Origin of the sequence: Vibrio sp. L85 (assembly GCF_963871815.1) — a bacterium.
GTDB lineage: Bacteria > Pseudomonadota > Gammaproteobacteria > Enterobacterales > Vibrionaceae > Vibrio > Vibrio harveyi.
Genome location: NZ_CAWMYL010000128.1, coordinates 1 through 20,213, shown reverse-complemented (window position 1 = coordinate 20,213; position 20,213 = coordinate 1). Strand labels below are relative to the sequence as shown.

General features: G+C 39.1%; 19 protein-coding genes. 17 read left to right on the top strand and 2 right to left on the bottom strand.

Going from position 1 to position 20,213, the window contains the following annotated elements:
* Positions 1-13: 13 nt before the first annotated feature.
* The 15 genes from AACR11_RS13435 (at position 14) to AACR11_RS13365 (ending at position 16,207) form a co-directional block, all read left to right on the top strand.
* On the top strand, positions 14-913 hold the full coding sequence (locus AACR11_RS13435) for a right-handed parallel beta-helix repeat-containing protein (protein ID WP_029788867.1): 900 nt from the start codon (positions 14-16) through the stop codon (positions 911-913).
* A gap of 5 nt (positions 914-918) precedes the next feature.
* Positions 919-2,097: a hypothetical protein gene (locus AACR11_RS13430; RefSeq protein ID WP_139374569.1), complete on the top strand. Its 1,179-nt coding sequence runs from the start codon at positions 919-921 to the stop codon at positions 2,095-2,097.
* Positions 2,081-3,190, top strand: coding sequence for a hypothetical protein (locus AACR11_RS13425; RefSeq protein WP_029788865.1), 1,110 nt, complete (start codon positions 2,081-2,083; stop codon positions 3,188-3,190). The genes AACR11_RS13430 and AACR11_RS13425 overlap by 17 nt, the downstream gene beginning before the upstream one ends.
* Positions 3,177-3,962: a protein kinase domain-containing protein gene (locus AACR11_RS13420; protein WP_029788864.1), complete on the top strand. Its 786-nt coding sequence runs from the start codon at positions 3,177-3,179 to the stop codon at positions 3,960-3,962. Before AACR11_RS13425 ends, AACR11_RS13420 begins: the two co-directional genes overlap by 14 nt.
* Positions 3,947-5,050 (top strand): hypothetical protein, encoded by a 1,104-nt coding sequence (locus AACR11_RS13415; RefSeq protein ID WP_029788863.1) that lies wholly within the window; start codon positions 3,947-3,949, stop codon positions 5,048-5,050. The genes AACR11_RS13420 and AACR11_RS13415 overlap by 16 nt, the downstream gene beginning before the upstream one ends.
* Positions 5,047-5,772: a glycosyltransferase gene (locus tag AACR11_RS13410; RefSeq protein ID WP_050582031.1), complete on the top strand. Its 726-nt coding sequence runs from the start codon at positions 5,047-5,049 to the stop codon at positions 5,770-5,772. Before AACR11_RS13415 ends, AACR11_RS13410 begins: the two co-directional genes overlap by 4 nt.
* Entirely contained in the window at positions 5,772-6,809 is a 1,038-nt protein-coding gene (locus tag AACR11_RS13405) for a polysaccharide biosynthesis protein (protein ID WP_029788861.1), read from the top strand. Before AACR11_RS13410 ends, AACR11_RS13405 begins: the two co-directional genes overlap by 1 nt.
* Positions 6,810-7,913, top strand: coding sequence for a UDP-2-acetamido-2,6-beta-L-arabino-hexul-4-ose reductase (wbjC, locus tag AACR11_RS13400; protein ID WP_029788860.1), 1,104 nt, complete (start codon positions 6,810-6,812; stop codon positions 7,911-7,913).
* Positions 7,914-7,932: 19 nt separating this feature from the next.
* On the top strand, positions 7,933-9,063 hold the full coding sequence (gene wecB / locus AACR11_RS13395) for a non-hydrolyzing UDP-N-acetylglucosamine 2-epimerase (RefSeq protein ID WP_025540060.1): 1,131 nt from the start codon (positions 7,933-7,935) through the stop codon (positions 9,061-9,063).
* A 53-nt stretch (positions 9,064-9,116) separates the two neighbouring features.
* Positions 9,117-10,325 carry a glycosyltransferase family 4 protein gene (locus tag AACR11_RS13390; RefSeq protein ID WP_029788859.1) on the top strand — a complete coding sequence of 403 codons (1,209 nt, stop codon included), beginning with the start codon at positions 9,117-9,119 and terminating at the stop codon, positions 10,323-10,325.
* A gap of 5 nt (positions 10,326-10,330) precedes the next feature.
* Entirely contained in the window at positions 10,331-10,930 is a 600-nt protein-coding gene (locus AACR11_RS13385; protein WP_114145612.1) for a sugar transferase, read from the top strand.
* Positions 10,930-11,562, top strand: coding sequence for an acetyltransferase (locus tag AACR11_RS13380; RefSeq protein WP_029788857.1), 633 nt, complete (start codon positions 10,930-10,932; stop codon positions 11,560-11,562). The genes AACR11_RS13385 and AACR11_RS13380 overlap by 1 nt, the downstream gene beginning before the upstream one ends.
* 17 nt (positions 11,563-11,579) lie before the next feature.
* Positions 11,580-12,755 (top strand): DegT/DnrJ/EryC1/StrS family aminotransferase, encoded by a 1,176-nt coding sequence (locus AACR11_RS13375; RefSeq protein ID WP_029788856.1) that lies wholly within the window; start codon positions 11,580-11,582, stop codon positions 12,753-12,755.
* A gap of 178 nt (positions 12,756-12,933) precedes the next feature.
* Entirely contained in the window at positions 12,934-14,880 is a 1,947-nt protein-coding gene (locus tag AACR11_RS13370) for a polysaccharide biosynthesis protein (RefSeq protein WP_029788855.1), read from the top strand.
* 160 nt (positions 14,881-15,040) lie between these two features.
* Positions 15,041-16,207, top strand: a complete 1,167-nt coding sequence (locus AACR11_RS13365) for a nucleotide sugar dehydrogenase (RefSeq protein WP_029788854.1) — start codon at positions 15,041-15,043, stop codon at positions 16,205-16,207.
* Positions 16,208-16,281: 74 nt separating this feature from the next.
* Here AACR11_RS13365 and AACR11_RS13360 read toward each other — a convergent pair whose 3' ends face one another.
* On the bottom strand, positions 16,282-17,631 hold the full coding sequence (locus AACR11_RS13360) for an MBL fold metallo-hydrolase RNA specificity domain-containing protein (RefSeq protein WP_029788853.1): 1,350 nt from the start codon (positions 17,629-17,631) through the stop codon (positions 16,282-16,284).
* Between the two features lie 388 nt (positions 17,632-18,019).
* Positions 18,020-18,790, bottom strand: coding sequence for a triose-phosphate isomerase (gene tpiA, locus AACR11_RS13355; protein WP_005428123.1), 771 nt, complete (start codon positions 18,788-18,790; stop codon positions 18,020-18,022).
* A 271-nt stretch (positions 18,791-19,061) separates the two neighbouring features.
* Between tpiA and AACR11_RS13350 the strand changes: the two genes are divergently transcribed.
* Both AACR11_RS13350 and AACR11_RS13345 read left to right on the top strand, forming a co-directional pair.
* A complete protein-coding gene (locus AACR11_RS13350) occupies positions 19,062-19,409 on the top strand; it encodes a 5-carboxymethyl-2-hydroxymuconate Delta-isomerase (RefSeq protein ID WP_029788852.1) in 348 nt (115 codons plus the stop codon).
* Positions 19,410-19,598: 189 nt separating this feature from the next.
* Entirely contained in the window at positions 19,599-20,021 is a 423-nt protein-coding gene (locus AACR11_RS13345) for a DUF805 domain-containing protein (RefSeq protein ID WP_005451171.1), read from the top strand.
* The last annotated feature ends 192 nt before the right edge of the window (positions 20,022-20,213 follow it).

Genomic DNA, 20,213 nt, shown 5'->3' with positions numbered 1-20,213 from the left:
TAAGGAATCTTTGATGAAAGCTGTATGTATGACAATTGTTCTTTTATTATTTGGATGTGATCAAGACAACGTAACGAAAGTCATCAATGTATCGGGTGATGATTCATCCATACAAGATGCGATTGACTCTGCCAGTGATGGTGATGAAGTGACCATAGCATGTGGTGTATATAATGAGTCCTTGTTCATATCGAATAAAAAGTTGAAGATTACAGGTAGCAAAAACAAAAATTGTCCAACAGTAATTGATGCAAATGGGAGTAATGGTCTTAATATAGTTGATTCTGATGGGACCGAAATTAGCCATGTAGAGATAAAAAATGCAGTTGATGGAATATCCACAGATTCAAATGTCATGATCACAGAAAGTGTGTTTTATTCTAATTATGATGGGATCGATTTTGAGTCTGGTGGTGGTGTCGTTAAAAATAATGAATTTTATAATAATAAAGACGATGCGATTGATTTGGATCTTGATGTTTCAGTGGCTATTGAAGGGAATGTTATATCCAATTCGAACGATGATGGGATTGAGATAAGGCTTCATCCCGAACACTCAATAGAAGAAAAGTTAATATCAATAAGCGACAATATTATATCTTATAGTGGTGGTGATGGAATTCAATTCATTGACTATGAAATAGAAACTAATAGAGTTTTCTTTATATCTAGCAATTTTTTTCTTGGTAATAGTGCAGCAATATCATATAACGATAATGAAAGCACAAGTGCCAAAGAGTCAGCTGGAAGTATTGATGAGAATGTGAATATCAGCTTAAATAAGTTTATGGATAATGATGTCTCGTATAGACTTAATGGTAGTAATACGATTATTGAGAGTTCATTCTGTATATCAGAGTCCGATAAAAACGCTGAGTCTGATATAGACTTGCATTTTATTTGTTATAAATAAATTACATGAAGAAATTAATAAAAATAACATCGGTGTTTATGACTCGATTTTTTTCAGGTCTCTCTCCGATTCTTCTACTTGTATTTCTCCAAAGTCATAAAGGAACAAAGTTTACTGGTGTTTACATTATGTGCTTTGGCTTAGCAAACGTCTTGTATGTTGCTTTTCAAGGTTATATGCCGGTGACCTTTGCTCGATTATTTGATTCTAGGCGATGCAATATCAATTTAGTAAAAGCAGATCTATTATTAACAATATTCTATGCTGTGATTGTTACTCCACTATTTATATTGATTTCTTGGTCGTTTAGCTTAAATGTGAATTTTGAATATGCTATTTCAGTTTTATTTTTTTTGATTGGTGTGGCATGCTTAAATTCTTTAGGTAAGTTTTTCCTAAATAGAGGTGATATAAATTTATATATAATGATGGTTGTCTTTTTTCCTTCAATGATTAGTTTTCTTTCTCTATTTACGTCTGGTGTTTTAAATGTTAAAGATGGTGATTTTGTTGGTATTTCTGATTTGGCCCTTTCTTTTTTATTGATTTGTATACTTACTTATTGCTTGTTTTGTGTTAACTATAAAGATAAAAATAAAGATAAAAATAGGACTTTCTACTTTTTTTGGTCAGACTTTAGAGAGCGATTTTATCGGACTATATTGTCACTTTCCGAACAAGTCGACGTTATCATACTTCCAACGTTGAGCTTGAATAGTTTAGTTTCATTTACTTACATTAAGAGAATTCTTGGAGTAGGTTCAATTGCTTCTTCGATAATAACAAAAACTTTTGAAAAATCCATTATAAAAACTAATAGTGCCAATGGCTTGAGTGTTGTTAGGAAGTATGTGGCTATTATTCAAATTTTATTATCTATAGGTGTTGTATATTATTTGTTTAGATATGAGCCTGAATTTTCTGGGTTGAATACGTCTAGCGACTTGTTGTTGTTAGTTTCAGCTGCTCTAGTTTCAGTTTTACAGATACTTAATGCAGGAAAAATTACAGTAATACTAAAAGATAAACGTAAAACAAAATTGGCAATAGTAACGATGCTATTTATATCAATTTGTTTATTTTTTATATACTTTGTTTTCTTGGAAGGTTTTTATGGATTCTGTTTTTTGTATATTATGATTAACTTATCAAAGGTATTGGTGAATTATGCCCTTACAAGGTAAAAAGGAACGTCATCTACTGTTAGCTTGGCCTTCAGCTGTAGAAAACTACAGTGAACAAATTGAAAATTTCGAAAGGGAAATGACTAACAGCATCATTTCCAAACTTTGTATTCATATATCTGATGCCGAAGATATGAATAATCTTTTAAATTGTCTTTACGGTGAGAAACTTAAAGGTAGAGACTACAAATTAAAAGAAGTGGGTATTGGAACATTAAATGTCTATATAATTTACGTTGACAGTGATTATTCCAGAAAAGTCGTCACTTCTGGGTTTAATTTAGTGAACGATAGTATGCATTTTATAAAAAGCGACTTGCGAATTAAATGCGGTGGTGGACACAATATTCATGGCTCTGAAGATTTAATAGAAGCCGAAGATGATGCTATGTTGTTCTTTGGTAAATCCATGAGTGAGATAACTAGTGAAGATGATAAAGATATTAGCTTTAGTGAATGGGCCGATTCTTTCCATAATATTATTGGAAGTATCGGACTTCTCTCACAAACTGGCATCAGGCATTCTATACTTAGAGGCGTTACAGAACGAGAACAAAGCTTCGGATCTGATATAGATTTTCTCATAGAGGAAAAAGATAAAATTTCAGTGAGGAAACGATTGAGGATATATCCAAAATACCCGAAATTAGTTAACTCGAGAGTATATGTCTCACTTAAAGAGAAAAAAGAAATTGACCTGAGATATGTAGAAGATGACTACCTTCCAATTCAATTAACCCAAGAGTTATTTGACGAGTCTAAAAACCATCAAGAGAAAAGTGCTAATGTTTACAATGAATCACAAATTAAGGCATTAGCCTATCACTGCTTAGTTCACAAAAACAATATACACATAAAGTATATTGGCTTTTTAGAAGGTTGCACTTCTAAAATAGAGTTGGCCAGAATTTTTCAATCTGGGCATTATGATGTTAAACCTTGTAGTGATATAACTGTTGGTTATTTTAATTATAAGTGTCTGAAAGGAAAGAAACCATCACTTAATAGAGTTTTGTTTTGGAACTATGTTTTGTTTAGAAGGCTTTTAAAAAAGTTGGTCAAGACCAAGGATAGTAACTTTGAAAGTATTTAATAATTTTTACAAGTTTGAGAAAAAAAACATTAACATTGAATTTATTGAGCGTATCGGTCTCGATAGTGCTTTCATTTTTGGTGAATATTTTAAGTTCTTCAATATACATAAAGCTCCTGCAGTATCAGGAGTATCTTTGGATAAAATCAATGCCATTTCTGAGTCTGAGTATCGTACATTCAGAAAGTTATACCTAAAATTAAAGAAACTTCATTCCCATGGTTATATACATAGAGATATTACACCTGGAAATATAGTTATAGGTGATAATGAGTGTTATATTATTGACTGGGAACACTGTTGTAATCTTAGAGAGCTTGTTTTTACAAAAAAAGGTTTAGGTTATCCTTTTTATGTTGCTCCTTATTTGTGGGATGATCGGTATAGTTTAGCAAAGATATTTATTGACCGAGTCGATTTACAGCATCGTTCAAGGCTCGAATTGATTATGAAATTGCGATTTAAATTGAGTGATTTTGAAGATAATATAGATATAAAGACATTGACTAATGAAAGAATACTAACAAGTACATGTAAATCTTTTTTAATTAATAGTGGGGATGAATCTTATTCGTTTAATAGAGATGCATTGTCGTTCGTTTTCCCTCTCGATGATTGTGAGAATGCTAATTTGAACAGATTTAGATTGCTTTCTTATTTTGACAAAATAAATTGCAGTCAAAATGTAAACGTATCTAAGTTTGAACTTTTAAAAATGACTTTTTCAACGCTTTCAAATTTAAAACTGGTCGCGAGATGTTTAATTCGTTAAATAAAGTGATAGTTATTATATTCCTACTTTCCTCATTTCTTCTTAAAACCACCACAGTACCTTATTTAGTTACACTAGGAATGGTATTTCTGTGTTTGTTAAGTTTTATTCGTAAAGGCGTAAGAAAAGAATATTTAGCATTTGTGTTTTTCTATTTCTTCTTTCACTTTTTCTATATTCTTTATGGCTTGCTGTCTGGTGCGGATTATACTCATGCACTTGTGAATTTTTCTGGCTTTCTGCTTATACCCGTATATCTTGTGTATTGGAGTTATTATAAACTTGACCTGGAAAAAGTTACAAATATAGTCTTGTTGATTTGTACTCCGATAGTGATTTTTATGTATTTTACAGGTCGGAGTCAATTGGGCGATGCTGATGTTGTTGAAGATGTTTCTTTACTGAGAAGGCTTTTTTTGTCATGCTCTTTTTTTTATGTTGGTTTTATTTTCAACTATCTTTTTGTAAAGAAAACTAATGAAAATATACTTAGAAAGTTATCTTTTGTGTTCTTTTTTTCAGGAGTGGCAGTTCTAGCCTCTTTTTCCAAAGTTGTTTTTTTATTATTGATTGTATTTTTTTGTTTTTGGTTTGTAGCTAATTATAAGAAGACTTCATTAATATTATTTTTAATTTTATTTGTAATTGGCTATCTAAATCTAAGTGAGATTTTTCACTTCGCTGAACCATTCTTTGCTGGGTATGATGTGAACTCTTCCGGAAACAAGTTGAGAAGCGAACAATTAAATTATCTATTGAATGATGTATCTTATTTTGGTTCTGGATTAGGGGTTTATATTGACGGTTTTTCTAGAAGGACACAAGGGTATGGTATTGAGTTAACATACTTTAACTTACTGCATAAGTTTGGTGTTTTTTCAATGTTTTATTTTTTATACTTTTTTATTCCTATTATATTGTCTTTCTTTAGGTTGTTTTTTTATAGAATTAAAAAATACGATTCGACATGTTTTTTGGTCTTCCCCATTGTCTTTTCGTCCGCGTTAAATCCAATGCTCTCTGCTCCAGTTGTTTTATTTTTTGTTAGCTATTGGTGGTATATGTTTATTGAGGATAATTTAGAATGATATCTGTTTGTATGACCACTTATAATGGTTCTTTATTTGTGTTTCAACAAGTAGCGTCAATACTGAATCAACTTGGGGTTGAGGATGAATTAATTATATGTGACGATGGTTCGAGCGATGATACTATTGCAATAATTAATGAGTTTAATGATAATCGTATTAAATTGCATATCAACGACGTTAACTTAGGGCATGTGGGAAACTTTCAAAAAGCCCTGAACTTAGCCCAAGGAGACTATATTTTCTTATCTGACCAGGATGATATCTGGGCGGAAGATAAAGTCTCAATTTGTCTTAATGCATTGAAAGATGACAAGGTGATTATGGTTCACCATGGTATTCAAACTATTGACTCTAATGGTGAGTTTATTCAAAGTGACTATTTGGATTTGTCTAGATGCAAGCTAACAAAACAAAATATCTTTTCTGTTATGCGGTTTGTTTTCTTTCCTAGGTTTTTTGGTTGTGCTTTAGCTTTTAAAAGAGAATTATTAGAAAAATCACCAGGCTTTTCCAAAGCTACTTATGCCCACGACCACTTCTTGTGCTTATGTGCTTTAAAATTGGGCGATGTCGAGTTTGTTGATGAACCTTTGATTTCTTATCGCCAGCACAGTTGTAATCTAACGCCCAAAAAGCGTTCTTTCAGTTTTGCGATGGTGAGACGAAGAGCTTCGCTTTTGTTTGATGCGGTTAAAATTTATAAATTCAGAGGTAAATAATGTTTAATGGTAAGATTCTGTTAATTACAGGCGGTACTGGCTCATTTGGTAATGCCGTTTTAGATCGTTTCTTAGAAACAAATATTAAGGAGATTCGTATATTCTCTCGCGATGAGAAAAAGCAAGATGATATGCGTAAAAAATATAACAGCGATAAACTTAAGTTTTATATTGGTGATGTTCGTGATTATCAAAGTATTCTCAATGCTACTCGCGGTGTTGATTACATCTATCATGCGGCTGCGCTAAAACAAGTACCTTCTTGTGAGTTTCATCCTATGGAAGCTGTTAAGACTAATGTATTAGGTACAGAAAACGTTTTAGAAGCAGCTATACAAAACGAAGTTAGACGTGTAGTTTGCTTAAGCACAGATAAAGCTGTTTATCCTATAAATGCTATGGGTATTTCTAAAGCAATGATGGAAAAAGTCATCGTTGCAAAATCACGTAATGTTGACCCAGATAAAACGGTAATATCGGCGACTCGATATGGTAATGTTATGGCGTCTCGAGGTTCCGTTATTCCATTGTTTTTACGTCAAATTATTAATGGTCAACCGATTACAATTACTGACCCTAATATGACTCGCTTTATGATGACTCTTAACGATGCTGTTGATTTAGTCCTTCATGCATTCGAGAATGGTACAAATGGTGATATTTTTGTGCAAAAGGCACCAGCGGCAACGATTGAAGTGTTGGTTAATGCTTTGTTACAGATTACAGATAAGTCAGGTCACCAAGTGAATATCATTGGTACTCGACATGGCGAGAAGTTGTACGAAGCATTGTGTAGCCGTGAGGAAATGTTTGTAGCTCAAGATCAAGGTAACTATTACCGCATCCCATCAGATAATCGAGACCTTAACTACTCAAAATACAATGAAGAAGGTGAAAAAGATCTGTCACTTATTGAGGACTACAATTCTCATAATACAGAGCGTTTAGATGTAGAAGGTATGGTTGAACTATTGCGTAAGCTTGACTTTATTGGCGATATCGAGTCGGGAAGCTTGGTCGTACCAGAGGGTGTATAAATGAAGATTGTTGTAACAGGAGCAAAAGGTTTCATTGGAAAAAACCTTTGTGTCATGCTTCGCGAACATGGTTATGAAGACCTTGTTGAAATTGACCGTGATACCACAAGTGAGCAAACGACTCACGCGTTAGCAGAAGCTGACTTTGTTTATCACTTAGCCGGAATTAATCGCCCAAAAACAGAAGCGGAATTCCAAGAGGGCAACGCCGATTTTACTGACTTTGTTGTGGAGCAACTGAAAGCCAGTGGCCGAAAGACGCCTCTTGTGGTGAGTTCTTCCACTCAAGCTCTTCAAGACAATGCGTATGGACAGAGCAAACGCTCTGCAGAGCAGAGTGTTGAGCTCTATGGACACGAGAGCGGTGCGTCTTTTTATATCTACCGTTTTCCTAACGTATTTGGGAAATGGTGCCGCCCAAACTACAACTCATTTGTTGCCACTTTCTGTTACAACACACTCAATGATCTAGATATTACCATCAACGACCCTAAAGCTTCAGTAACGCTTGTTTATATCGATGACGTTTGTCGTAGCTTAATTGCTTTACTTGATGGTACTGAGCCGAGCGGGGCTAAAGTCGTTTCACCGGAGTACCCAACCACAGTTGGTGAGGTTGCAGATTTACTGCGAGCTTTTAAAGAGAGTCGAGATAACTTAGTCACGGAAGATGTGGGGACAGGATTGGTTCGTGCATTATACTCGACTTACTTAAGCTATATGTCGCCTGAGCAATTTAGCTATACCATCCCAAGTTATGGTGATGAGCGTGGTGTGTTTAGCGAGATGCTAAAAACAAAGCAGGCAGGCCAATTTTCTTTCTTTACCGCGCACCCTGGGATAACTCGAGGTGGGCACTATCACCACAGCAAGAATGAAAAGTTCCTTGTCTTAAAGGGTAAAGCTCGCTTTAAGTTTGAGCACATCGGGACGGGTGAGCGCTATGAGTTGGAGACAGAAGGCTGCGCTCCTCAAATCGTCGAGACAGTGCCAGGTTGGTCACATGACATCACGAATATTGGCGAAGAAGAGATGATCGTTATGCTTTGGGCAAATGAGATTTTTGACCGAGAAGCGCCAGATACCTTTGCGTTCCCACTGTAAACCTTGAAGAGAAACAAAAATGAAGAAATTAAAAGTCATGTCGGTGGTTGGCACACGCCCTGAGATTATTCGTCTGTCTCGTGTGTTGGCAAAATTGGATGAGCATTGTGAGCATATTCTAGTGCACACCGGTCAGAATTATGACTTCGAGCTTAATGAAGTATTCTTTAACGACTTAGGGGTCCGTAAGCCGGATTACTTTCTTAATGCAGCTGGCAAGAACGCTGCTGAAACCATTGGTCAGGTCATTATCAAAGTGGATGAAGTGTTGGCAGAGATAAAGCCGGAAGCTATGTTGGTCTTAGGTGACACCAACTCTTGTATTTCTGCCATTCCAGCGAAACGCCGTAAGGTGCCTATCTTTCATATGGAGGCAGGCAATCGCTGTTTCGATCAGAGAGTCCCTGAAGAGACCAACCGCCGTATTGTCGATCATACCGCAGACATTAATCTTACTTACAGCGCGATTGCTCGTGATTACTTGTTAGCGGAAGGGCTTCCAGCTGATCGCGTTATTAAAACGGGCAGTCCAATGTTTGAGGTGTTAAACCACTACATGCCTCAAATCGATAACTCAAACGTACTTTCGCGACTTGGTTTACAGAAAGAGCAGTTTTTTGTAGTTAGCGCTCACCGAGAAGAAAATGTTGACTCACCTAAGCAACTAGCAAAGTTAGCAGAGACGTTAAATACGGTTGCAAGTCACTATGATCTTCCAGTTATAGTTTCTACTCATCCGCGTACTCGTAATCGTATTGAAGCTCAAGGTCTTGAGTTCCACCCAAATATTCGATTATTAAAACCTTTAGGTTTTCATGACTATAACCATTTGCAAAAACACGCGAAAGCGGTTCTTTCTGATAGTGGTACTATTAACGAAGAATCGTCAATTATGAACTTCCCTGCATTAAATATGCGTGAAGCTCATGAACGCCCTGAAGGTATGGAGGAAGCTTCAGTAATGATGGTTGGCTTGGGTGTAGAACGAGTAATGCAGGCGTTAGGTGTTTTAGAGTCTCAATCTAGAGGCGAAGAACGACAACTACGTCAAGTTTACGATTATTCAATGCCAAACGTCTCTGATAAAGTGGTACGTATTATTCATTCATATACTGACTATGTAAAACGAGTTGTTTGGAAAGAATATTAATTTTAAATGGGGCTTGTATACACTATTACAAGCCCTTAACTATAATAACCAAAATGAAAATATTATTATTAACGCAATGGTTTGAACCAGAACCTACATTTAAAGGATTGCTTTTCGCCCAAGAGTTGAGAAGGCAAGGTCACGAAGTAGAGATTTTAACTGGTTTTCCTAACTATCCCGGAGGGAAAGTTTATGATGGCTATAAAATCTTACCTTACCAGAAAGAAGTATTAGATGGATTTACAATACACAGAGCGCCTCTGTATCCTAGTCATGACTCTTCAGCAATCAAGCGTATACTAAACTATCTATCATTTTCTGTTAGTTCGACAATTATTGGTTTGCTTAAAGTACGAAGTGTCGATGTTATTTATAGTTATCATCCACCTTTAACCACAAGTATTTCTGCTGCATTGTTGGGGATTTTTAAGCGGACTCCTTTCGTTATAGATATCCAAGACTTATGGCCAGATACTTTAGCAGCAACAGGAATGTTGAATAATAAAAAGGCTTTAAAAATTATTAGTTTGGTCTGTAAGTTTGTTTACAAGCGCGCATCAAAAATAGTAGTTTTATCGCCGGGCTTTAAAAAGCGTTTGGTCTCGAGAGGTGTACCAGATAGTAAAATAGAAGTTATATATAATTGGTGTAATGAGCCTGCATTAAATAATTATGAAAAATGCAAAGTAAGCTTACCATCTAATGGGAAGTTAAATCTGGTTTTTGCTGGGAATTTAGGTTTGGCACAAGGGCTACCTGCAATTTTAGATGCGGCAGAAATTCTCATGAAAAAGGAAATTGATGTCAATGTTGTTTTTGTTGGTGATGGTGTTGCCAAGAAAGATGCTGTTCAAATAAGTCAAGACAAGAAGTTAACGAATACTTTCTTTCTACCAAGAGTACCAATGAACCAGGTAGGGAGCCTGCTAAATGATGCGGATATGCTTCTAGTGCATTTAAACGACGAAGAACTATTTAGGATCACTATTCCTTCTAGAACACAAGCGAATTTGGCAATCGGTAAACCGATTATTATGGGAGTAAGTGGTGATGCTGCTGATTTAATTGAACAATCTGAAGCTGGAGTAACATGTAAGCCTAACAACCCAGAGTCTTTAGCTGATGCTATTAATTCCGTGGTTTGTAAATCCCCGTTAGAGCTTGAAAAGATGAAAAAGAATGCAAAACATTTCTATTATGAAGAGTTGTCTTTAAAAAAAGGTGTGGAACGCTTTATTTCGGTTTTTAAGGAGGTCCTGTGAAAAGAATGTTAGACGTTGTCTTATCTTTTGTAGCATTAATTATTCTTTCTCCTATTATTGCGCTAGTTGCGTGGAAGATTCGTAAAAACCTTGGTTCTCCAGTTTTGTTCCGTCAAAAGCGTCCAGGCTTAAATGGTAAACCTTTTGAAATGGTCAAGTTTCGTACTATGAAAGATGCGGTGGATCAACAAGGGAGTCCACTTCCTGATTCTGAGCGTATAACTCCCTTTGGCGATAAGCTTAGAAATAGTAGCTTAGATGAACTCCCAGAACTATGGAATGTGTTAAAAGGGGAAATGAGCTTGGTTGGGCCTCGTCCATTACTCATGCAATACCTACCGCTTTATAACAAAGAACAATCAAGACGTCATGATGTTCGTCCTGGGGTAACTGGTTGGGCGCAAGTTAATGGGCGTAACGCAATCAGTTGGGAAGAGAAGTTTAAGCTCGATATTTGGTATGTGGAAAATCAGTCTTTTTGGCTAGATATAAAAATTATTTTATTGACCGTTAAGAAAGTATTAGTAAAAGAAGGCATATCTGCAGATGGTCATGCGACTATTGAGCCTTTTATAGGTCAAGAGCACCGAGAGCGTGATAAGTAATGAAACGTTGTGCAATTTTGGGCGCTAGTGGCCATGGTAAAGTTGTTGCTGAGATAGCAGAACTAAACGGTTATGACGAAATTACATTTTTTGATGATCAATGGCCTAACCTTACTTCCGTCGCTCATTGGAAAGTATTAGGCGATACCAATACACTTTTGCGTAGGGCGAAAGTGTATGATCTTACTATAATTGCTATAGGTCACAATGCTATCCGCATTAGTAAACAGCGAGAACTAAGCCTTGCAGGAGCTTGCTTTGGCGTTGTTGCTCATCCTAGTGCTGTAATAAGCAAATACGCTAACATTGGAGCCGGGACTGTAGTGATGGCGAATGCAGTAATTAACGCTTTTAGCAATATAGGAATGAGTTGTATCATCAACACAGCATGCACTATCGACCACGATTGTAATCTCGCAGATGGCGTACACATTAGCCCTGGTGTAAACTTGGCTGGTGGGGTTGAAATAGGCGAAAATTCCTGGATAGGGATCGGTAGCCAAATTAAGCAACTGATTGCCATAGGTCATGATACGATTGTTGGTTGTGGTTCAACTGTGATAAACAATGTTACTAGCTCTCAAGTAGTAGTGGGCTCCCCTGCTCAGAAATTCATTAAATCAGAAAAATAAATTTTTTAGGTGGCATCGTGCTTAATACACCATTTTCTCCATGGCCTTCTTTTTCTCAAGAAGAAGCTGATGCAGTCAGCCAAGTGCTACTGTCAAACAAAGTGAACTATTGGACAGGTAACGAGTGTCGCGAGTTCGAAAAAGATTTTGCAGCATGGGCTGGTTGTGAGTACGCAATTGCTCTTGGTAACGGCACGCTTGCACTAGATGTGGCATTGAAGGCCCTGGGTGTAGGTGAGGGTGATGAGGTAATTACCACCCCAAGAACGTTCCTTGCTTCGGCCTCGTCAATTGTGACTTCCGGTGCTGCACCCGTTTTTGCGGATGTAGACCTAAACAGCCAAGCGATAACGGCGGAATCGATACAAGCTGTTCTAACACCAAAAACAAAAGCGGTGATTGTGGTGCATCTTGCTGGTATGCCAGCAGAGATGGATGCCATTATGGCGCTGTCAGAGCAACACGGTTTTTACGTAATTGAAGATTGCGCTCAAGCACACGGTGCGAAATACAAAGGTCGCAGTGTCGGAACTATTGGTCACATTGGTGCGTGGTCTTTCTGTCAAGATAAGATTATGACGACAGGTGGCGAAGGCGGTATGGTGACAACCAATGATAAAGCATTATGGTCAACCATGTGGTCGTACAAGGATCACGGTAAAAGCTTTGATGCCATTTACAACCGCGAGCATCCACCAGGCTTCCGTTGGTTACACGAGTCTTTCGGGACTAACTGGCGCATGACAGAGCTGCAAGCTGTGATTGGTCGTATCCAACTTGCTCGTATGCCTGCATGGACGGCGCAACGCCAAGTGAATGCAGCACAAATCGATAAGGTGGTTGCAGACCTTAGCGTGGTTCGTCGAGTTGAAGTGCCGGAATATTGTGAGCATGCAGAGTATAAGCATTATTTGTTTGTGGAGCCCCAAAACCTTGCTGATGGGTGGACCCGAGATGGCATTATTGAAGCTATCCTTGAACGTGGTGTCCCTGCTTATCAAGGTAGTTGCTCTGAAGTGTATCTGGAAAGAGCATTTGATGGTACGCCTTGGCGCCCTGTTGAGCGCTTGAAAAACGCTGTTAAATTGGGCGAAACTAGTTTGATGTTTTTAGTTCATCCAACCTTGACAGAACAAGAGGTTGATAAGACCTGTCAAGTTATGCGTGAGGTTTTGTTGCTGGCGCAAAAATAGGTCAGTAGACATATTGAGGAGCTTTAATGTTAAGCTCCTTGTTTGTTCATCGAGTTTGTATGACAAGTAACCTAAAGTGAACCATGAAATTAACATTCTAATGGAGATAATAGTGTAAATGTGGATGTTTTACTTACACTTTAAATTATTATGAATGCTACTAACAAATAGAAATACTATGCAACGTCTACAATTTATATGGCAACTTTCGCGGACTAACAAAAGAATTGTCAGTGTTCTGATTGATATTATGTTGATCTTCATGGCTTTTCATTTTGCAATCTTAGTTCGTTCTGGAGCAACCAATTATTTTACTTATTCCGCTGTCTGGGGAATTCAAATTGCAGTGACAATTGTCACGATTGCTGTTTTTGCTCGCTTAGGGCTCTACAGAGCAGTTCTTCGTTATCTTACTTTTCAAGCTTTATTTGTAGTGACAGCTGGTGCGGTCATTTCTGCTACGCTCTTAGCTGCCCTTAGTTTCTACATGAGTGACCCGTTTCCTCGAACTGTTCCTATCATCTATGGTGCGTTTCTTGCTCTTTTCTGTGGGGGACCCCGTGTTATCGTTCGTTCTTTGATTGCTCAAAGCTATTCAACGCAGAGTAAAGAGGTTCTCATTTATGGGGCGGGATCGGGCGGTCGACAATTGGCGATGGCATTAAGAAGTAGTGGAGACTATCGCGTAAGAGCATTTATTGATGGTGACTCAACTCTTTGCAATACCATGATCTTAGGGTTGCCTGTTATTGCTATTGAAGACGTAATGCCCCTCATAAATAAATATGATGTTTCTCAAGTCTTACTTGCAGTGCCAAGTGCTAAGCGTTCACGTCGTAAGGTCATTCTTGACGAGCTGGCTAAGTTACCTGTTGAAGTGCTTACGGTCCCAGATATGACAGATATTGTCTCCGGGAAAGCCAAAATTGATGAGCTTAAGGACGTCGCGATTGAGGATTTACTTGGGCGAGATCCAGTAGCTCCTCAACAAGTGTTGTTAGAAGCGAATATCAAAGACAAAGTGGTTATGGTGACAGGTGCTGGTGGTTCTATTGGCTCTGAATTGTGTCGTCAAATTGTGGAGCAGTCACCCAAGTCTATTATTTTATTTGAGTTGTCTGAATTTGGTTTGTATCAGATTGATCGCGAACTAAATCAACTTAAAATTGAAAAAGGGCTAACTTGCGACATTATTCCTTTGTTGGGCTCTGTTCAGCGTCAACATCGTCTAGAAACGACAATGTCTTCTTTTAAAGTTCAAACGGTATATCACGCCGCTGCATATAAACACGTTCCATTAGTCGAATTTAACGTAATTGAGGGTGTTCGTAATAATATCTATGGGACTTATTATACTGCGTGCGCGGCGATTAAAGCCGGTGTTGAATCATTTGTATTAATCTCTACAGATAAAGCCGTTCGCCCTACTAACGTAATGGGTACAACCAAACGAATGGCGGAGCTTGGTCTGCAGGCTCTTGCTGATCAAGAAAATGCAAAACCAAATGGCACTCGATTTTGTATGGTACGATTTGGTAATGTTCTCGGTTCTTCAGGCTCCGTGATTCCTGTGTTTAAAAAGCAAATTGCATCAGGCGGACCAGTAACCGTGACTCACCCAGAGATCACTCGTTTCTTCATGACCATTCCTGAAGCTGCACAGCTAGTTATTCAAGCTGGAGCAATGGGCAAAGGAGGCGATGTATTTGTTTTAGACATGGGTGAGTCAGTAAAAATTACAGACTTAGCATGTAATCTCATTCAACTATCCGGTCTTGAAGTTAAATCCGAAGCTAATCCTCATGGTGATATTGAGATTCAATTTTCTGGACTTCGACCTGGTGAGAAACTGTATGAAGAGTTGCTTATTGGCGACAATGTCAAACAAACAGCGCATGAGCGAATAATGACCGCACATGAGGTTCATTTACCTTTAAGAGAGTACGAACTACTGTTGAACGATCTCGATTTCGCCTGCCATAGTATGGATCACGAAAACATCCGCACATTATTATTAAATGCTCCTACAGGATTTAATCCTACGGACGGTATTGGTGACTTAGTCTGGAGTCATAATCAATTGGAGTTAAATCTGGTTGATACAGAGCTGGCTGTAAACGAATAGATTTAAATGGACACTTAGTGTCCATTTCTTTTTATTATGTTGAGTGATTTGATATCGCTCAACTCCAAACAACAAACATCTATAGATTGTTTAAGAGCTGTGTTGTTTAATTCTAATCTTTTTCAGAAGTGTAACTCTTAGAGTTAGTTAGGGTAAAATTATGAAAATTGCTGTTGCTGGTACCGGTTATGTTGGGCTTTCTAACGCTATGCTGTTAGCTCAAAACCATGAGGTGGTTGCACTAGATATTGTTCCTGAAAAAGTTGAATTGCTAAACAAAAAACAATCACCAATTGTTGATGCTGAGATTGAACATTTCCTTGAAAACAGGGAACTTAACTTCATCGCAACAACCGATAAGCAGAAAGCTTATAAAGGCGCAGAATATGTTGTGATCGCAACGCCAACGGATTATGACTCAGTCACGCATTACTTTAATACTTCTTCAGTTGAAGCGGTGATTAAAGATGTTATGTCCATCAATCCTAATGCAGTAATGGTGATTAAGTCTACTGTTCCTGTTGGCTATACTGCTCGAATCAAAGAAGAGTTGGGATGTGAGAATGTCATCTTCTCCCCTGAGTTCTTGCGTGAAGGCAAAGCGCTTTACGATAATCTTCACCCATCACGTATCATCGTTGGTGAACGCAGTGAACGTGCCGAAGTGTTTGCTGGCTTGCTGGTCGAAGGGGCAGTAAAAGACGATATTCAAGTTCTATTTACTGATTCGACAGAAGCTGAAGCAGTAAAACTATTTTCAAACACCTACCTTGCTATGCGTGTAGCATACTTTAATGAGCTGGACTCTTATGCAGAAGCTCATGGCTTGGATGCTCGTCAGATCATTGAAGGTGTTGGCTTAGATCCTCGTATCGGTAATCATTACAACAACCCATCATTTGGTTACGGTGGTTACTGCTTACCAAAAGACACTAAACAGCTTTTAGCCAATTACCAAGATGTACCAAACAACATCATTGGTGCGATTGTTGATGCTAACCGTACTCGTAAAGATTTTGTGGCTGAAGCTATTCTTAAGCGCGAACCAAAAGTTGTCGGTATTTATCGTTTAATCATGAAGGCGGGATCGGATAACTTCCGTGCTTCTTCTATTCAAGGCATCATGAAGCGTATCAAGGCGAAAGGTGTTGAGGTCGTAGTTTACGAACCAGTACTCAAAGAAGAAGATTTCTTTAACTCTCGAGTGATTAAAGACCTGAATGAATTCAAGCAAAGTGCGGATGTAATTGTTTCTAACCGAATGGTGGAAGAGTTAGCTGACGTAGCGGATAAAGTTTACACGCGTGACTTGTTTGGTAGTGACTGATCAATTTCCGGTAAGGTCCTAGTTTGCTAGGACCTTCTTTCTTTACTCTTACTTAAGTATCTGCTTCGCTCTAATCAATAAACCACCTCAATTCCTTCTGCTTCCAACTTCTCTCCTAACTCTTTTTTTGCTTCTTTCTCTCCATGTATCAAATGCACGGCTTTTGGTTGTGTTGGAATCCCAGTAACAAACTTCAATAAATCGCTTTGGTCTGCATGTGCAGAATATCCAGAGATGGTATGGATCTGTGCGTTGGCTTCGATTGGTTGGTTATCTATATCCACCGTGTGGCTGCCTGATTGGATTTCTCGCCCTAAGGTTCCTTGCGCTTGATAGCCCGCAAACAGCACATCATTTTTTTCGTCTGGTAAGAGTGCTTTTAAGTAATTGACGATTCTTCCTCCTTCGCACATACCGGATGCCGCGACGACAATTGCAGGCTCATCGGTGGAGGTTAGTCGATTCACTAATGCTTGATGTTCTCTATGGCTTTCCACAGTAATGCATTGTTCAAAGGCGAGGGGATGACGATGATTGTTGAGCTTTTGCTTCGCTTCTTTTCCCCACAGTTTTTTGAAACGCCGGTAGGTCTTCGTGACTCTTTTCGCGAGCGGAGAGTCTAAGATAATTGGCAAAGAAGACGACAAGTCGCGTTGGTGAATCAGTTGCTCAATATCGAATAACAGTTCCTGCGTACGTCCTACGCTGAAAGCTGGGATCAGAATTACACCACCGTCTTGCAGTGCGTGATCGATAATGGTGTTCAAGCGCTCAGTTCGAGTTGCAATGTCTTCATGCTCTTTGTTGCCGTATGTGGACTCGATGAACAAATAGTCGGCACGCTTTGGCGGCTTTGGATCGGGTAAGAGCGGGGTATTGGACGGACCTAGATCGCCGGAAAGCACGATGATTTCATTATTGGGGAGTTTGAATTCTACGTAAGCAGAACCAAGAATGTGCCCTGCAGGTTGAAAGCGTAAGTAACATTGTTTGCCAAGTGGCAGCCATTGTTGGTAGTCATGGGGTCTTAGCTGTTTTTTAATAACGTTGAGGACTTGTTGACGCTGGTGGTAGTTCAAACCCAGTTGCAGCTTTAATCCATCTTCTAGCATGAGCGGTACCAGTTCGGCTGTTGCTTTTGTGCAGTAGATGGGACCTTTAAATCCAGCAGCCAGTAACCAAGGTAGGCGTCCGATATGGTCGATATGAGCATGAGTCAGGACTAATGCTTTAATGTGTTTAACCGGAAATTCAATATCCAGTGATGCCTTGCGATTACCAAAATGGATGTCTTTACCTTGAAAGAGTCCGCAATCGATCAAGATGCTGCCGTGTGGCAGTTTCAATTCATGACAAGAGCCAGTGACGGTATGTTTCCTACCATGGTGAATCACACTGGCGATGTCTGATATTGGTGTTGTCATGTCGATTGCTCCTCCTTGAACAAGCATAGGTCAATACTAAATCTGAGGGCAGGGTAAGTGAATAGAGTTCGTTGGTTGGATGGAATTGAGTGGGAATAATCGGAAGTGCGATTAGGTTCTTTGTTTTGATGTAAGGCGCTTTTCGTTACTTAACTTTGGGTTTGACACATGCGGTTAGTAGATTCCTGATGTCGCTTAGGCTCCTCGGAATGACGGGATTCTCATAGGTTATGTCTGTTGTTTTGCTGGTTTGATTTGGGGGTGTGCGGAGGGTAGATTCCTGATGTCGCTTAGACTCCTCGGAATGACAAAACTCATTAGATCGTAGGCAAACAAAAAGGGATGCGTGATGCATCCCTTTGTTATTTCTGCTTAATAAAAAGCGAAATTAAGCTTTAGCTGCTGCCGCTGCTTTAGCGATAGCTACGAAGCTCTTAGCGTCTAGAGAAGCGCCGCCAACTAGAGCACCGTCGATGTCTGGTTGTGAGAAGTAAGCTTCAGCGTTTTCTGGCTTAACAGAACCGCCGTATTGGATGATTACTTGTGCTGCAACTGCTTCGTCTTTCGCTGCGATTAGTGCGCGGATAGAAGCGTGGATGCGTTGTGCATCTTCAGCTGTTGCTGCTTTACCAGTACCGATAGCCCAGATTGGTTCGTAAGCGATGATTGCACCGTTTAGAGCTTCAACACCGTAAGTGTCGATAACTGCGTTGATTTGACGTGCACATACAGCTTCAGTTTCGCCAGCTTCGTTTTGAGCTTCAGATTCACCGATACAGAAAACAGGCGTTAGACCGTTTTCTTTTAGGAAGTTGAATTTCTTAGCGATGAACTCGTCAGATTCGTTGTGGTATTCACGACGCTCTGAGTGACCGATGATGATGTGAGAAGCACCGAAGTCTTTCAGCATTTCTGGAGACATGTCGCCAGTGAAAGCACCGCTGTTGTTTAGGTCAGTGTTTTGTGCACCTAGGATAACTTTGTTACCGCCTTCAGCGATTACGCGCTCAGCTAGATCGATGTAAAGAGCTGGTGGAGCTACTGCTACGTCAACACCTTCAACGCCTTCAAGTTCAGCGTTAATACCAGTTAGCAGCTCAGTTACCATTGCTTTGCTACCGTTTAGTTTCCAGTTACCCATCACTACAGGACGACGCATAGGAATATCTCCCTTATCTTTAATGTAAATAGTCTATTAATGTAAAAAATCTACGTAGGAATATAACAGAATAATGTGAACAGATCATGATTGGCGTCATGTCTTATTCGGCTTTCTTCATCTGGTCGGTGCTGCATTAGTTCTGTTATTTTTGTCAAAAGCAATCGATTGGTGATCGCGTAGACAGAATGATAGTCCATTCCTCGGAAAATGCGCCTTAGATTGGTATTACTGTGGGTTAAAAGTTCGCCGTAATAAGAAAGGAATCAAAATGCCAAACTTAGTTTTAGAATATTCCAACTCAGTCGATGAGCGTGTGAATGTTCAGGGATTACTAGAAGATCTACACAAAGTCACCTTGGAGAGTGGTTTGTTCGAGCTTGCGTCCGTCAAATCACGTGCGCTTCGTTACCACAATTGGTTGGTGGGAGAAGAGGGCGATAGTGTTGATTTTATTCACATCAACTTTGATTTGTTGGCAGGTAGAAATGCAGAACAAAAACGCGAGTTATCAAGAGCACTGATGGTTGTTTTACAGGAACAAGCGAGTCATGTTCGTAGCTTAACGGTGAATGTGCGCGATATGGATATTGATTGCTTCCAGAAGGTGGTGAACTAGCTCTATTGCTCGGGTTAAAGTCCAAACTGCCTCATTTAGACATTTAGACATTTAGAGTCTACAAACTGAAGGCTCTAAATGTGCATACCTACAGTTTGAAATCTGGTGATATTTTCCTCTGGGGGATGAACTTTTCAAACCATGCTGACTCGGCTAATCTATAGCCTTTCAAAATTAGGGTAAAAGTCGATGTCGATTAAAGAGTTATTGTTTTCTTTCCAAGGGCGTATAGGTCGTAAAACTTACTGGATGTGGAACATCATCTACTACATCCTAATCTTAGGTTTTGGTGCGGGCATCAGTAAGTTGTTCCCTGCATTTTCTTATATTCTTCTGCCTATCTTCTTATTGATTCTTCTGATCCCAGATTTGGCGATAACCACTAAGCGTTGGCATGACCGTAATAAGTCGATTTACTGGCTAGCGTTGAACATCCCATTGATCATTGGTCGAGTTGCCACGCCAATGACTAACCCAGCCGCACAGGATCCATCTACACCGCAAATGCTGATTGCTTCGGTCTCTCTGCTATGTGGTCTATGGATTCTTATCGAGTGTGGTTTCTTGAAAGGTTCTGCCGGTCAGAACAAATACGGTCCTGAGCCGGAGTAAGGTCTTTAGGTATCGAACTCCTTGGACGTAGATTCTTAGTCTCGCTAGTGCTCGCTAGAATGACGGATTCCTTTTATTTAAGAGTGACTTAAAGTAACTGTGAGAGGCGTTCTTTCTAAGGTATTGTATTTGCTGAAAGTAGATTAGAAGTGGACCCCAGTGGTTGGACACATAAGCTAATTTCTTAAGTGG

Coding starts and splice junctions, on each gene's coding strand:
- AACR11_RS13415 (WP_029788863.1), top strand. CDS start 3,947: ATGTTTAATTCGTTAAATAAAGTGATAGTTATTATATTCCTACTTTCC.
- AACR11_RS13425 (WP_029788865.1), top strand. CDS start 2,081: ATGCCCTTACAAGGTAAAAAGGAACGTCATCTACTGTTAGCTTGGCCT.
- AACR11_RS13430 (WP_139374569.1), top strand. CDS start 919: ATGAAGAAATTAATAAAAATAACATCGGTGTTTATGACTCGATTTTTT.
- AACR11_RS13370 (WP_029788855.1), top strand. CDS start 12,934: ATGCAACGTCTACAATTTATATGGCAACTTTCGCGGACTAACAAAAGA.
- AACR11_RS13360 (WP_029788853.1), bottom strand. CDS start 17,631: ATGACAACACCAATATCAGACATCGCCAGTGTGATTCACCATGGTAGG.
- AACR11_RS13410 (WP_050582031.1), top strand. CDS start 5,047: ATGATATCTGTTTGTATGACCACTTATAATGGTTCTTTATTTGTGTTT.
- tpiA (WP_005428123.1), bottom strand. CDS start 18,790: ATGCGTCGTCCTGTAGTGATGGGTAACTGGAAACTAAACGGTAGCAAA.
- wbjC (WP_029788860.1), top strand. CDS start 6,810: ATGAAGATTGTTGTAACAGGAGCAAAAGGTTTCATTGGAAAAAACCTT.
- AACR11_RS13435 (WP_029788867.1), top strand. CDS start 14: ATGAAAGCTGTATGTATGACAATTGTTCTTTTATTATTTGGATGTGAT.
- AACR11_RS13345 (WP_005451171.1), top strand. CDS start 19,599: ATGTCGATTAAAGAGTTATTGTTTTCTTTCCAAGGGCGTATAGGTCGT.
- wecB (WP_025540060.1), top strand. CDS start 7,933: ATGAAGAAATTAAAAGTCATGTCGGTGGTTGGCACACGCCCTGAGATT.
- AACR11_RS13405 (WP_029788861.1), top strand. CDS start 5,772: ATGTTTAATGGTAAGATTCTGTTAATTACAGGCGGTACTGGCTCATTT.
- AACR11_RS13380 (WP_029788857.1), top strand. CDS start 10,930: ATGAAACGTTGTGCAATTTTGGGCGCTAGTGGCCATGGTAAAGTTGTT.
- AACR11_RS13385 (WP_114145612.1), top strand. CDS start 10,331: ATGTTAGACGTTGTCTTATCTTTTGTAGCATTAATTATTCTTTCTCCT.
- AACR11_RS13350 (WP_029788852.1), top strand. CDS start 19,062: ATGCCAAACTTAGTTTTAGAATATTCCAACTCAGTCGATGAGCGTGTG.
- AACR11_RS13390 (WP_029788859.1), top strand. CDS start 9,117: ATGAAAATATTATTATTAACGCAATGGTTTGAACCAGAACCTACATTT.
- AACR11_RS13365 (WP_029788854.1), top strand. CDS start 15,041: ATGAAAATTGCTGTTGCTGGTACCGGTTATGTTGGGCTTTCTAACGCT.